The 13,485-nt window shown below is 70.8% G+C and carries 11 protein-coding genes; 7 read left to right on the top strand and 4 right to left on the bottom strand.

Annotated elements, in window-relative coordinates; all coding sequences use genetic code 11:
- The first annotated feature begins 186 nt into the window (after nt 1-186).
- From OHT52_RS07605 to OHT52_RS07595, 3 genes are all read left to right on the top strand, one after another.
- On the top strand, nt 187-696 hold the full coding sequence (locus OHT52_RS07605) for a MarR family winged helix-turn-helix transcriptional regulator (RefSeq protein ID WP_328719373.1): 510 nt from the start codon (nt 187-189) through the stop codon (nt 694-696).
- Between the two features lie 88 nt (nt 697-784).
- Entirely contained in the window at nt 785-1,150 is a 366-nt protein-coding gene (locus OHT52_RS07600; protein ID WP_328719372.1) for a DUF3817 domain-containing protein, read from the top strand.
- A gap of 102 nt (nt 1,151-1,252) precedes the next feature.
- On the top strand, nt 1,253-2,953 hold the full coding sequence (locus tag OHT52_RS07595) for an acyl-CoA mutase large subunit family protein (protein WP_328719371.1): 1,701 nt from the start codon (nt 1,253-1,255) through the stop codon (nt 2,951-2,953).
- A 78-nt stretch (nt 2,954-3,031) separates the two neighbouring features.
- Here the strand turns inward: OHT52_RS07595 and OHT52_RS07590 are convergent, their stop codons facing one another.
- Nucleotides 3,032-3,655, bottom strand: a complete 624-nt coding sequence (locus tag OHT52_RS07590; RefSeq protein WP_328719370.1) for a TetR/AcrR family transcriptional regulator — start codon at nt 3,653-3,655, stop codon at nt 3,032-3,034.
- 362 nt (nt 3,656-4,017) lie between these two features.
- Here OHT52_RS07590 and OHT52_RS07585 point away from each other — a divergent pair, with 362 nt between their 5' ends.
- From OHT52_RS07585 to OHT52_RS07570, 4 genes are all read left to right on the top strand, one after another.
- The gene (locus OHT52_RS07585; RefSeq protein WP_328719369.1) at nt 4,018-4,989 is read left to right on the top strand and encodes a tetratricopeptide repeat protein; all 972 of its coding nucleotides are present in this window, start codon (nt 4,018-4,020) and stop codon (nt 4,987-4,989) included.
- A 652-nt stretch (nt 4,990-5,641) separates the two neighbouring features.
- Nucleotides 5,642-6,274 carry a DUF6230 family protein gene (locus OHT52_RS07580; RefSeq protein ID WP_328719368.1) on the top strand — a complete coding sequence of 211 codons (633 nt, stop codon included), beginning with the start codon at nt 5,642-5,644 and terminating at the stop codon, nt 6,272-6,274.
- A gap of 94 nt (nt 6,275-6,368) precedes the next feature.
- Complete coding sequence (locus OHT52_RS07575) at nt 6,369-6,968, top strand: DUF6114 domain-containing protein (RefSeq protein ID WP_328719367.1); 600 nt, start codon at nt 6,369-6,371, stop codon at nt 6,966-6,968.
- Nucleotides 6,961-8,295: a hypothetical protein gene (locus tag OHT52_RS07570; protein ID WP_328719366.1), complete on the top strand. Its 1,335-nt coding sequence runs from the start codon at nt 6,961-6,963 to the stop codon at nt 8,293-8,295. The genes OHT52_RS07575 and OHT52_RS07570 overlap by 8 nt, the downstream gene beginning before the upstream one ends.
- A gap of 190 nt (nt 8,296-8,485) precedes the next feature.
- On the opposite strand, the gene pyk is transcribed toward OHT52_RS07570, so the two are convergent.
- From pyk to pta, 3 genes are all read right to left on the bottom strand, one after another.
- Nucleotides 8,486-9,916 (bottom strand): pyruvate kinase, encoded by a 1,431-nt coding sequence (gene pyk / locus OHT52_RS07565; protein WP_328719365.1) that lies wholly within the window; start codon nt 9,914-9,916, stop codon nt 8,486-8,488.
- A gap of 88 nt (nt 9,917-10,004) precedes the next feature.
- Nucleotides 10,005-11,333, bottom strand: a complete 1,329-nt coding sequence (locus OHT52_RS07560) for an acetate kinase (protein WP_328719364.1) — start codon at nt 11,331-11,333, stop codon at nt 10,005-10,007.
- A 5-nt stretch (nt 11,334-11,338) separates the two neighbouring features.
- Entirely contained in the window at nt 11,339-13,411 is a 2,073-nt protein-coding gene (gene pta / locus OHT52_RS07555; protein ID WP_328719363.1) for a phosphate acetyltransferase, read from the bottom strand.
- Nucleotides 13,412-13,485 lie beyond the last annotated feature (74 nt).

The raw sequence follows: 13,485 nt of genomic DNA, 5'->3' as shown, positions 1-13,485 counted from the left end.
GATCCTGACATATCGGTCACGGAGCGTGGTGCTGCGACACCGGCCGCCCCGCAGCGTCAACCACGTGCCCGGCGAACCGTCCCCGTCCGGGCGCTCACGGCCGGCCGGGCCTCCCCGTACGCGCATTCGGTACCGAACTCCGAGACGGCTCTCGCGGCCATGTGACCAGTGGGTAAGGTCGGAGCCGTGCCGAAGCCGCTCAGCCTCCCCTTCGATCCCATCGCCCGCGCCGACGAGCTCTGGCAGCAGCGCTGGGGCCCCGTGCCCTCCATGCAGGCGATCACCTCGATCATGCGGGCTCAGCAGATCCTCCTCGCGGAGGTCGACGCGGTGGTGAAACCGTACGGGCTGACGTTCGCCCGGTACGAGGCGCTGGTGCTGCTCACCTTCTCCAAGCAGGGCGAACTGTCGATGTCGAAGATCGGCGAGCGCCTGATGGTGCACCCGACCTCGGTCACCAACACCGTCGACCGGCTGGTGCGGTCGGGCCTGGTCGACAAGCGCCCCAACCCCAACGACGGGCGCGGCACGCTCGCCTCCATCACGGAGAAGGGCCGCGAGGTGGTCGAGGCGGCCACCGAGGAGCTGATGGCGATGGACTTCGGGCTGGGCGTGTACGACGCCGAGGAGTGCGCGGAGATCTTCGCGATGCTCCGGCCGCTGCGGGTCGCGGCCCAGGACTTCGAGGACGCCTGAGCGGGTGCGCGCGGGCCGCTCGCGGGCCGCGCGTGCGGGGGTGTGCCCGCTGCAAGATCGCCCCCGGGCTCCGGCTAGTCTCGATGTCATGAAACGCAGCGTGCTGACCCGCTATCGGGTGATGGCCTACGTCACCGCCGTCATGTTGTTGATCCTCTGCCTCTGCATGGTCTTCAAGTACGGATTCGACAAGGGCGAGGGCCTGACGCTCGTCGTCTCCCAGATCCACGGCGTGCTCTACATCATCTATCTGCTCTTCGCCTTCGACCTCGGGTCCAAGGCGAAGTGGCCGGTCGGCAAGCTCCTCTGGGTGCTCGTCGCCGGCACCATCCCGACCGCCGCGTTCTTCGTGGAGCGCACGGTCGTCCGCGAGGTCGAGCCGCTGATCGAGGGCGCCGCTCCGGCCGCAGCCGCGAACCGGTCCGAACAGGGCAGCCCCGTCAAGAACGGCTGACGCCCCGCCCGCACGACCCGGACCGCCCCGTACCGGACTCCGTCCGCGTGCCGGGCGGTTTGCCATCGACAGATAGTAGGACGTCCTAGTAAATTCGACAGTATGGACGCTGACGCGATCGAGGAGGGCCGCCGACGCTGGCAGGCCCGTTACGACCAGGCCCGCACACGCGACGCGGACTTCACCACCCTGTCCGGGGACCCGGTGGACCCGGTGTACGGGCCCCGCCCCGGCGACACGTACGAGGGGTTCGAGCGGATCGGCTGGCCGGGCGAGTACCCGTTCACCCGGGGACTCCATGCGACCGGCTACCGGGGCCGGACCTGGACCATCCGCCAGTTCGCCGGCTTCGGCAACGCCGAGCAGACCAACGAGCGGTACAAGATGATCCTCGCCGCGGGCGGCGGCGGGCTCAGTGTCGCCTTCGACATGCCGACCCTGATGGGCCGCGACTCCGACGAACCCCGCTCGCTCGGCGAGGTCGGCCACTGCGGCGTCGCCATCGACTCCGCCGCCGACATGGAGGTCCTCTTCCGGGACATCCCCCTCGGCGAGGTCACCACTTCCATGACGATCAGCGGACCCGCCGTCCCCGTCTTCTGCATGTACCTCGTCGCCGCCGAACGCCAGGGCGTCGACCCGGCCGTCCTCAACGGCACGCTCCAGACCGACATCTTCAAGGAGTACATCGCCCAGAAGGAGTGGCTCTTCCAGCCCGAACCCCATCTGCGGCTCATCGGCGACCTGATGGAGCACTGCGCCCGCGCCATCCCCGCGTACAAACCGCTCTCCGTCTCCGGCTACCACATCCGCGAGGCCGGATCCACGGCCGCGCAGGAGCTCGCCTACACCCTCGCCGACGGCTTCGGATACGTGGAGCTGGGCCTCTCCCGGGGGCTCGACGTGGACACCTTCGCGCCCGGTCTCTCCTTCTTCTTCGACGCCCACCTCGACTTCTTCGAGGAGATCGCCAAATTCCGCGCCGCCCGCCGCATCTGGGCCCGCTGGATGAAGGAGACGTACGGCGCGAAGACCGACAAGGCCCAGTGGCTCCGCTTCCACACCCAGACCGCCGGAGTCTCCCTCACCGCCCAGCAGCCGTACAACAACGTCGTACGCACCGCGGTCGAAGCGCTCTCCGCCGTCCTCGGCGGCACCAGCTCGCTGCACACCAACGCCCTCGACGAGACGCTCGCCCTCCCCTCCGAGCAGGCCGCCGAGATCGCGTTGCGCACCCAGCAGGTGCTGATGGAGGAGACCGGCGTCGCCAACGTGGCCGACCCGCTCGGCGGGTCCTGGTACGTCGAACAGCTCACCGACCGGATCGAGGCGGACGCCGAGAAGATCTTCGAGCGGATCAGGGAGCGCGGCACGCGCGCCCATCCGGACGGCCGCCACCCCGTCGGCCCGATCACCTCGGGCATCCTGCGCGGCATCGAGGACGGCTGGTTCACCGGGGAGATCGCCGACTCCGCGTTCACCTACCAGCGCTCCCTGGAGAAGGGCGACAAGCGGGTCGTCGGCGTCAACGTCCACCACGGCTCGGTCACCGGCGACCTGGAGATCCTGCGGGTCAGCCACGAGGTCGAGCGCGAGCAGGTGCGCGCCCTCGGCGCCCGCCGGACGGCCCGCGACGAGGCGAAGGTGCGCGGCTCGCTGGACGCGATGCTCGCCGCCGCCCGGGACGGATCGAACATGGTGCCGCCGATGCTGGAGGCGGTCCGCGCCGAGGCGACCCTCGGTGAGATCTGCGGGGTGCTGCGCGAGGAGTGGGGCGTCTACACGGAGCCGCCGGGGTTCTGAGGCGGCGCACGGGTGTCGCCGGGGCTCCTGCGCCACCGCGTGCGGGGCCGTCACAGCGGCTCCGGGGGTTCGGTGGCGCTACGCCACCACGCCCAGGCCGGACAGCAGCAGCGAGGTGAAGCGCCGGGCCCAGTCCGCGTCGACGGGCTCGGCGCTGACCAGCGTCCGGTGCACCACCGCGCCCGCGATCACGTCGAAGATCAGATCGGCCGCCAGCGAGGCCGTCCGGCCGTCCGGTTCGGGCGGCAGCTCGCCGCGCTCCTGGGCCCGCCGGCGGCCCTGGACCACCAGCCGCTTCTGGCGGTTGACGATCGAGTCCTGTATCCGGGTGCGCAGGGCCGCGTCGCGCGTCGACTCGGCGACCACCGCCATCAGCGCCGTCCGGGTCTCCGGGCGCTCCAGCAGTTCCGCGAACTGGAGCACCACGCCCTGCACGTCGGCGGCGAGGCTGCCGAGGTCGGGGAGTTCGAGTTCGTCGAAGAGCACGGCGACGGCGTCCACGACCAGCTCGTTCTTGCCGGCCCACCGGCGGTAGAGCGTCGTCTTGGCGACCCCGGCGCGCGTCGCCACGTCCCCCATCGTCAGCTTCGACCAGCCGAGCTCGACCAGCGACGCCCGGGTCGCCTCCAGGATCGCGGTGTCGGCGCCGACACTGCGGGGGCGGCCGGGGCGGTTGGACGGGGGGTCGTTGCTGCTCGGCATGGAGCGACCTTACCCGCGAGTAGGTACGGCGGCCCGCTCCGGGAGCGGGTGAGACAGATCACCGAGGTGTCCTGTTCAGGGAGGGTGCTCGCCAGTTACGCTACGGGTCGTAGCGTAAGGACCCCCGGGCATCGGCCCGTTGGCCCGCGCCACGAACGAGCGACAGCCACGTGGGGGCACCGGATGGGGATCCGGTGCCGACCGGGCGGTGCCGGGGGGCAGGAATCCGGCGCCGCGACCGGGGGGTTCGTACCTCCCGAGCCGTGTCCGTCCGCCCGCCCCGCACACCGGCCGGGGCGGCGGCAGGACCCGGTTGACCGATCGCTTTCCGGAACGGCGGGTACAGGGGGGAGGATGTACGTATGCAGCCTAGGAACATGTCCATGAGCGGCGTCGTCGACCTCGCCGCTGTCAAGGCGGCCGGAGAGGCCAAGGCCAAGGCGGAGCAGGCCCGTGCCGAGGCCGCCCGCAAGGGGGGCACCGGGGCCGTCGCGCCGTCCGCCCTGGTGATCGACGTCGACGAAGCCTCCTTCGAGCGCGATGTCCTCCAGCGCTCCGCCGAAGTACCCGTCGTCATCGACTTCTGGGCCGAGTGGTGCGAGCCCTGCAAGCAGCTCGGCCCCCTGCTGGAGCGGCTGGCCGTCGCCTACAACGGCCGCTTCCTGCTTGCCAAGGTCGACGTCGACGCCAACCAGATGCTGATGCAGCAGTTCGGTATCCAGGGCATCCCGGCGGTCTTCGCCGTCGTCGCGGGCCAGGCCCTCCCGCTCTTCCAGGGAGCCGCGCCCGAGGCCCAGATCCGCGAGACCCTGGACCAGTTGATCCAGGTCGGCGAGGAGCGCTTCGGCCTCACCGGGATCGACGTCGACCCCGACGCCGAGGGCGCCGACGCGGCCCCCGCCGAGGTTCCGGCCGGCCCGTACGACGCACTGCTGGAGGCCGCCTCGGTGGCCCTGGACGCCAACGACTTCCCGGGCGCGGCGCAGGCGTACCGCAACGTCCTCTCCGACGACCCGGGCAACCCGGAGGCCAAGTTGGGCCTCGCGCAGGCCGAACTCCTGGCCCGGGTGCAGAAGATGAACCCGCAGGAGGTGCGGGAGAAGGCCGCCGCGAACCCGGCCGACGTCGCCGCCCAGATCGACGGCGCCGACCTCGATCTCGTCGGGGGCCACGTGGAGGACGCGTTCGGACGGTTGGTGGAGACGGTCCGCCGCACGTTCGGCGACGACCGCGACGCGGTGCGGGTGCGGCTGCTGGAGCTTTTCGAGGTCATCGGCCCGGAGGACCCCCGGGTCGCCGCGGCCCGTACGGCGCTCGCGCGGGTCCTGTTCTGATGCGCTCCGTTCCGGTTCGACTTATTGAGACGCGACTTGTTCCTATGTGACAAGACGGCCGTGACGCCCACCGGGCGGCGCGGCCGTTTTCGCGTCCGGGCGACAACTCGGGCCTTTCCCGGGCCCCGCTTTACCAAATCTTGACCAGATGAGCCGCTGTTACTGGCAGTAAATCATCTCGGGTCTTCTGCCCGGTTGCGCGGTGTTTTCCTCCGGTTCGGGCGTCCCTTTCGTGCCACCCTGCGTGGCCGGGGTGTGCCCCCGCGTCGCGGGTCGGTTATCGGGCCGTTACTAGCGAGTAACGACACCCCTTGTGCACGGGCCCCGAATGCACCACGATCGGCCACGCTCGGTCCAATACCCGCCAGCTCGACCGCCAGTCGGCGCCGGGGGCAGTTGGTCCCCACCGGGCGGGCCGGCGGAACACGCGCCGACCCAGGACAGGGGGGTTCCTGCCCGAGGGCGGGGCCTGTCCGACCGGCTGCGCGGACCGCGCGGTCAGTGGTTTGTCGCTCGGGGGTGATCGCCGGTGCATCGGATGCGGTACACGCCTCCGGAGCGGGCGCTCTCCTTCCCGAGGACGTAGCACTTCTCCCATCCCAGGGCGGGCAACGGCCCGACCGGAGATGTACGTCCGAGAAGGAGGAAATATATGAGTTCCCAGGTTCGCGGTGGAACGAGATGGAAGCGTTTCGCCCTGGTCATGGTGCCGAGCGTCGTCGCGACCGCTGCGGTGGGCGTCGGCCTCGCGCAGGGTGCGCTCGCCGCGTCGTTCAGCATCTCGGGGCAGGACTTCAAGGTCACTGCCGACGAGCTCAAGGGCGACGACTTCGTCCAGTACGGCAACGTCGCCGCGGGCGACGCGGGGGCCCACCCCGTCGCGGTCTCCGGCTTCAGCTACGCGAAAATCACGAACATGTGCCAGTCGGTCGTGACGCCGATCCCGGGCCTTGGCACGTGGACGCTGAAGCTGACGGCCGGTACGAAGGCGGACAAGCCGGTTGAGGCGACCGACCTGTACCTTGACGTCTCCCAGCTCGACGCGGACGCCTACTTCGAGAACATCGACATCGGTGTCGCCGCGGGCAAGCTCGGCAAGGAGAGCAACGACAACTTCGGCATCCAGCCGAAGACCACCGGGGCGAACGCGAACGGCTTCGGCCAGCGCGCCGAGCACGCGACGCTGACCAACGTGTCGCAGAGGGCCTGGGCCACCACCGCCGGCACCTTCAAGCTGAGCAACCTCAGCCTGCGCCTGAACCACGACGCGAACGAGTGCGAGTAGGCATTCAGTTCGGGTGGCCGGGGCCCGCGACAAGGGCTCCGGCCACCCACCCTCCCTTTCTCACAGCAGTACCGGTTCCAGGGAGCTGTTTTCCATGAGCCCCGAGTCCACAGGGCAGAACGAGCACTACCTCACCGTTTTCCGGCGGGGCTTCCGCACCTGGCGGGGGAACAGGCCGTTCTGGGCAGGCCTGTTCACCATGGCGGGCGGTATACCCATCGCCTACTTCCCGTACGCCAACATGCACCTCGGCAACGTCACTCTGGCGATGTCCACCACCGCCGGTGCGGGATCACTGATCATCGGGGTCCTGCTCGTCACGCTGGGCCTGACGATGTGGTTCCATCACATCGTCCGGGTGTTCGCGGGCGTGGCGGCGATCCTGCTCGGGCTGATCTCCATACCCGTGGCCAACTTCGGCGGGTTCGTCATGGGCTTCGTCCTCGCGATGCTCGGCGGCGCCCTCTCCGTCTCCTGGGCCCCGGGAGAGCCGAAGGAAGAAGCCGAGGGCCCCGACGGCCCCCCGAGCTCCGAGTACGTGCCCTTCCCCTCGGCTCCGGTCGCCCACGGCACCGACGAGCCGGCATTCGCGAGCGGCTCGCCCTCGGGGGAGTCCCATGGCGTTACCACCTTCCCCGCGCACTCCGACACGGCCCCCGGTGCCGACGCGGACGGCGGGAGGCACCGTGCGTGAGGACGGGTACTCCGACACCTTCGCGGGCGAAGCCGCCCGCGAGCGGAGAGGCCCGCGCCACGCGGCCCCCCGCAAGTCGCTGCTGTTGAAGCTCAACCTGCCGTCCGGCAAGAAGGCCTTCGCGCTCGCCGCGATGCCGACGGCGGTCTTCGTGGGCATGAGCCTCACGCCCAAGCTGGCCATGGCGGACGACGCGTCCGACATCCCGTACGCCCCCGGACCGTGCGTCACCCGGTCCGACGAGGCGAGCGAGTCGCCGGAACCGTCGACGTCCGCCTCGCCGTCACCCTCGGCCTCCGACTCCGCTCCGGCAGGCACGGACGAGGGCAAGGACGACGAGCCCTCCGGCGCCACGCCGACCGCGACACCGTCCCCGTCCGCGACGTCGCAGGCGCCCGCCGCCGACACCGCGCAGGACGAGACGGCCGCAGAGGCGAAGTCCGTCGCCGCACCCACGCCGTCCGCGACGAAGAGCACCAACCCGCTCGACCCGCTCGGTGTCGGCGACGCGATCAAGGACTTCTTCGACGGCCTCGACCCGAACAAGGCGACCCCGTCCCCGAGCGCCACCACCCAGGCTCCGGCCGCCGAGGAGACCGGATCCGCTTCCGGGACGGACGAGCCGGCCGGAGCGCCGACGGCGGGGTCCACCGACGCCGAGGACACCACCGACGCTGCCGACGCCGCCACGAAGACGGCGGCGGCCGAGAAGACCGAGGCGGAGATCCGCGCGGCGGCTGCCGAGGCGGGCCAGACGGTCGAGGAGCTGGACGAGGACGCCAAGGGCCTCGACGCGAAGAAGGACGAGGACATCCCGGACGGCGCCAAGCAGCCGTTCCCGTGTCCGACCGAAGACCCGGAAGCCCTCGCGGCCGCCGAGCTGGAGCCGGGCCTGCCCCTGCTGCCGGCCGACCCGTGGATTCTGGAATCCTCGCTGCTCACCCTCACCGGGCTGGACTACGTGGGCATCGTGGAGGTGAAGACGGCGGACGGAAAGGTCAAGAAGGTCCTGAAGTTCACCGCCGACTCCATAGACATCAAGGACCTGCACCAGAAGGCGGTCGGTCCGGACGGCACCACCACCCACGTCCAGGCGCGGGCAGGTTCGACGTCCACCATCCGCAACGGCCAGGTGACGATGTACACGGAGGAGCTGAAGGGCAACCTCTTCGGCATCATCCCGATCACCTTCAGCCCCACCGCCCCGCCCCCGATCAACGTGCCCTTCGCGTTCTTCACGAACGTCAAGGTCACCCAGGCCGGCCAGTTCGGCGGCTCGCTCAAGGTGCCGGGTCTGCACAACTACCTGACCCAGAACGCGGGCTGACCCGCAGCACCACCCCCAGACCAGTCCGGGAGCCGCACAACACCTGTGGCCCGTAGCCCTGTTGATCAGGGATGCGGGCCACAGGTGCGTCCGGACGTCGGACCCGTACGGCAGGACGGCCGTGGGCCGCACACCCGGCTCTCGCCGGAGTGTGCGGCCCACGGCCGTCGCTGTGCCGAAGGCGTGCGCGTCAGGCGCGCTCGCCGCCGCCCACGTGGTGGACGCGGACCATGTTGGTGGTGCCGGGGACGCCGGGGGGCGAACCGGCGGTGATGATCATGGTGTCGCCCTCGTTGTAGCGACCGAGCTTCAGCAGCTCGGCGTCGACCATGTCGACCATCGCGTCGGTGGTCTCCACGTGCGGCACGACGTGGGCCTCGACGCCCCAGCTCAGGGCGAGCTGGTTGCGCGTCGACTCCTCCGTGGTGAAGGCGAGCACCGGCTGCGCGGCGCGGTAGCGGGACAGACGGCGGGCGGTGTCACCGGACTGGGTGAACGCGACCAGCGCCTTGCCGTTCAGGAAGTCCGCGATCTCGGCGGCGGCGCGGGCGACCGCTCCACCCTGGGTGCGCGGCTTCTTGCCCGGGACGAGCGGCTGGAGACCCTTGGAGAGGAGCTCCTCCTCGGCGGCGACGACGATCTTCGCCATCGTCTTGACCGTCTCGATCGGGTACGCGCCGACAGAGGACTCGGCGGACAGCATGACCGCGTCCGCGCCGTCCAGGATCGCGTTGGCGACGTCGGACGCCTCCGCGCGGGTCGGACGGGAGTTGGTGATCATCGACTCCATCATCTGGGTCGCCACGATCACCGGCTTGGCGTTGCGCCGGCACAGCTCCACGAGGCGCTTCTGCACCATGGGGACCTTCTCCAGCGGATACTCGACGGCGAGGTCGCCACGGGCGACCATCACACCGTCGAACGCCATGACGACGCCCTCCATGTGCTCGACCGCCTGCGGCTTCTCCACCTTGGCGATGACGGGGACCCGGCGGCCCTCCTCGTCCATCACCTTGTGGACGTCCTTGACGTCCTCGGCGTCCCGCACGAAGGAGAGGGCGACCAGGTCGCAGCCCATCCGCAGGGCGAACCGGAGGTCATCCACGTCCTTCTCGGACAGGGCGGGGACGTTGACCGCCGCGCCGGGCAGGTTGATGCCCTTGTGGTCGGAGATGACACCGCCCTCGATGACGATGGTCTTGACCCGGGGGCCGTCGACCGAGACGACCTTCAGCTCGACGTTGCCGTCGTTGATGAGGATCGGGTCGCCCTTGGCGACGTCGCCCGGCAGACCCTTGTAGGTCGTGCCGCAGATCGACTTGTCGCCCGGAACGTCCTCCGAGGTGATGGTGAACTCGTCACCGCGGACCAGCTCGACGGGGCCTTCGGCGAACTTCGCCAGGCGGATCTTCGGGCCCTGGAGGTCGGCGAGCACGCCCACCGCCCGCCCGGTCTCGGCGGCAGCCTTGCGGACGCGGTCGTACCGGCCCTGGTGCTCTTCGTGGGTGCCGTGGCTGAAGTTGAAACGGGCCACGCTCATGCCGGCCTCGATCAGAGCGACCAGCTGCTCGTGGGAGTCGACGGCGGGACCGAGGGTGCAGACGATTTTGGAACGGCGCATGGGGCGGATCCTATCGGTTTGTTTCACTGCGGAATATTCCGTCTGGTGGAAAGTACAAAGGGGCGTGGGGGCGCTCAGTTGTGGGGGTCTACGGGTGCGTCGCCCCGGCCCCCTCGGACCCGGCCCCGCCTCCGTCGCCGCCGTCCCCGGCGGCCCGTCCGACCAGCGCGAACGTCTGCCCGGCGATCTCCAGCTCCTCGTCCGTCGGGACCACGGCGACCGCGACCCGGGCGTCGTCGGGGGAGATCAGCCGGGGCCGGGACGACCGTACGGAGTTCAGATCGCCGTCCACCGCGAGGCCGAACCCCTCCAGTCCGGCGACGGCAGCCTCCCGCACCGGGGCGGAGTTCTCGCCGACCCCCGCCGTGAAGGCGATGGCGTCCACCCGGCCGAGGACCGCCATATAGGCGCCGATGTACTTCCTCAGCCGGTGGATGTAGATGTCGAAGGCGAGGGCGGCGCGCTCGTCGCCCTCGTCGACCCTGCGGCGGATCTCCCGCATGTCGTTGTCGCCGCAGAGGCCGACCAGGCCGCTCTTCTTGTTCAGCAGCTCGTCGATCTCGTCCGCCGACATCCCCGCCACCCGCTTCAGGTGGAAGGTGACGGCCGGGTCGATGTCCCCGGAGCGGGTCCCCATGACCAGACCCTCCAGCGGGGTCAGCCCCATCGAGGTGTCCACGCACCGCCCGCCCGCGACCGCCGATGCCGAGGCGCCGTTGCCCAGGTGCAGCACGATGATGTTGAGGTCCTCGACCGGCCGGCCCAGCAGCTTCGCCGTCCGCCGCGAGACGTACGCGTGCGAGGTGCCGTGGAAGCCGTAGCGGCGCACCCGGTGGGCGTCGGCGGTCTCCACGTCGATCGCGTACCGGGCCGCGGCCTCGGGCATCGTCGTGTGGAACGCCGTGTCGAACACCGCGACCTGCGGCAGGTCCGGCCGCAGCTCCTGCGCGGTACGTATGCCGGTGATGTTCGCCGGGTTGTGCAGCGGGGCCACCGGCACCAGCCGCTCGATCTCCTTGAGCACGTCGTCGGTGACCACGGTCGGCTCGGTGAACCGGAGCCCGCCGTGCACCACCCGGTGCCCGATCGCCGCGAGCTCGGGGGAGTCCAGTCCCAGCCCGTCGGCCGCCAGCTCCTCGGCCGCGGCCTTCAGGGCCGCCGCGTGGTCGGCGATCCTGCCGGTGCGCTCCCGCGCCTCGCCGCCCTCGCCGGGCCGAGGGGTGTGCACCAGGCGGGACGTTTCCTCGCCGATGCGCTCCACCAGTCCGGAGGCGAGCCGGGAGCGGTCGCGCATGTCGAGCAGCTGGTACTTCACCGACGAGGAGCCGGAGTTGAGGACGAGCACCCGGTGCGCGCCCGAGGGCGCCGCGCCCGCGCCGTCCTGTCCGGCGTTCGCCTCGGTGTTCGGGTCGGTCATGCGGGTCACTCCTCGCCCTGCGCCTGGATGGCGGTGATGGCCACGGTGTTGACGATGTCCTGGACGAGAGCGCCGCGCGACAGGTCGTTGACCGGCTTGCGCAGCCCCTGGAGCACGGGACCCACCGCGACCGCGCCCGCCGAGCGCTGTACGGCCTTGTAGGTGTTGTTGCCGGTGTTCAGGTCCGGGAAGATCAGCACGGTGGCCTGCCCCGCGACCTGGGACTCCGGCATCTTGGTCGCCGCGACGGTCGGCTCGACCGCCGCGTCGTACTGGATCGGGCCCTCGATCAGCAGGTCGGGCCGCGCCGAGCGGACCCGCTCCGTCGCCTCCCGCACCTTCTCGACGTCCGCGCCCGAGCCCGAGGTTCCGGTGGAGTACGAGAGCATCGCGATCCGCGGGTCCACGCCGAAACGGGCCGCCGTCGCCGCCGACTGGACCGCGATGTCCGAGAGCTGCTCGGCGTCCGGGTCCGGGTTGACCGCGCAGTCGCCGTACACCAGCACCTTGTCGGCGAGGCACATGAAGAACACCGAGGAGACGATCCGGGCGTCCGGCTTCGTCTTGATGATCTCGAAGGCGGGCCGGATGGTCGCCGCCGTGGAGTGCACGGAACCGGAGACCATGCCGTGTGCCAGGCCCTCCTGGACCATCAGGGTGCCGAAGTAGTTCACGTCGGAGACCACGTCGAACGCCAGCTCCACCGTCACCCCGCGGTGCGCGCGCAGCTGCGCGTACCGCTCCGCGAAGGTCTGCCGCAGCTCGGAGGTCTGCGGGTCGACGATTCTCGTGTCCGCCAGGTCGATGCCGAGGTCGGCGGCCTTCTTGCGGATCAGGTCCACGTCGCCGAGGAGGGTCAGATCGCACACGTCACGGCGGAGCAGCACGTCGGCGGCGCGCAGCACGCGCTCCTCGGAGCCCTCCGGCAGCACCACCCGGCGCCGGTCGGCGCGCGCCTGCTCCAGCAGGTCGTGCTCGAACATCATCGGGGTGACGCGTCCGGTACGGGCCACCGAGACCCGCTCCAGCAGAGCGGTGGTGTCCACATGGCGCTCGAAGAGTCCGAGCGCGGTCTCCGCCTTGCGGGGTGTGGCCGCGTTCAGCTTGCCTTCGAGGGCGAAGAGTTCACCGGCGGTGGGGAAGGAGCCCCCGGGCACCGAGACCACCGGGGTGCCGGGCGCGAGCCGGGCCGCGAGCTGGAGGATCTCGTCACCGGGACGCTCGTCCAGGGTGAGCAGCACCCCCGCGATGGGCGGGGTGCCGGCGCTGTGCGCGGCGAGCGAGCCCACCACCAGGTCGGCCCGGTCGCCCGGAGTGACGACCATGCACCCGGGCGTCAGCGCCTTCAGGAACCTTGGCAGCATCGCCCCGCCGAACACGAAGTCCAGCGCGTCGCGCGCGAGCCCCGCGTCGTCGCCGAGCAGCACCGTGCCGCCCAGCGCGGCGGTGACCTGCGCGACCGTGGGCGCCGAGAGGGCCGGCTCGTCGGGCAGCACGTACACCGGCACCGTCAGCCGCTCCACGATCCGCTCGGCGAGGGCGTCCCGGTCCTCGGGCGCGACCCGGTTGACCACCATCGCCAGCACGTCGCAGCCGAGCCCGGCGTAGGCGCGGTACGCGTTGTGGGTCTCGGCCCGCACCGACTCGGCGGGCTGGTCCTTCCCGCCGACCACCGCGATGACGGAGGCCCCGAACTCGTTGGCGAGGCGGGCGTTCAGCGCCAGCTCGTCGGGGAGCTGGGTGTCCGCGTAGTCGCTGCCGAGCACCAGCACCACTTCGTACGCGCGCGAGACCTGGTGGAAGCGCTCGACGAGCCGGGAGACGAGTTCGTCGGTACCCTTCTCCGCCTGGATCGCGGACGCCTCGTGGTAGTCGAGGCCGTGGACGGTCTCCGGGCTCTGGGAGAGCCGGTAACGGGCACGCAGCAACTCGAACAGCCGGTCGGGACCGCTGTGAACCAGCGGGCGGAAGACGCCGACGCGGTCCACCTGCCGGGTCAGTAGTTCCATGACCCCCAGCTCGACGACCTGGCGGCCGTCTCCCCGGTCGATCCCGGTCACGTACACGCTGCGCGTCACGCGTGCTCTCCCGTCCTGATGCGGCTGTTCGCCCGGTACGGGCGGTGATATCCCGGTAGGGGTGGCATTGGCTT

The organism is Streptomyces sp. NBC_00247 (assembly GCF_036188265.1).
Classification (GTDB): Bacteria; Actinomycetota; Actinomycetes; order Streptomycetales; family Streptomycetaceae; genus Streptomyces.
This window is presented reverse-complemented; position numbering and strand designations above follow the sequence as displayed.

Coding starts and splice junctions, on each gene's coding strand:
- OHT52_RS07600 (WP_328719372.1), top strand. CDS start 785: ATGAAACGCAGCGTGCTGACCCGCTATCGGGTGATGGCCTACGTCACC.
- OHT52_RS07560 (WP_328719364.1), bottom strand. CDS start 11,333: ATGACCGACCCGAACACCGAGGCGAACGCCGGACAGGACGGCGCGGGC.
- OHT52_RS07580 (WP_328719368.1), top strand. CDS start 5,642: ATGAGTTCCCAGGTTCGCGGTGGAACGAGATGGAAGCGTTTCGCCCTG.
- OHT52_RS07590 (WP_328719370.1), bottom strand. CDS start 3,655: ATGCCGAGCAGCAACGACCCCCCGTCCAACCGCCCCGGCCGCCCCCGC.
- OHT52_RS07595 (WP_328719371.1), top strand. CDS start 1,253: ATGGACGCTGACGCGATCGAGGAGGGCCGCCGACGCTGGCAGGCCCGT.
- pyk (WP_328719365.1), bottom strand. CDS start 9,916: ATGCGCCGTTCCAAAATCGTCTGCACCCTCGGTCCCGCCGTCGACTCC.
- OHT52_RS07575 (WP_328719367.1), top strand. CDS start 6,369: ATGAGCCCCGAGTCCACAGGGCAGAACGAGCACTACCTCACCGTTTTC.
- OHT52_RS07585 (WP_328719369.1), top strand. CDS start 4,018: ATGCAGCCTAGGAACATGTCCATGAGCGGCGTCGTCGACCTCGCCGCT.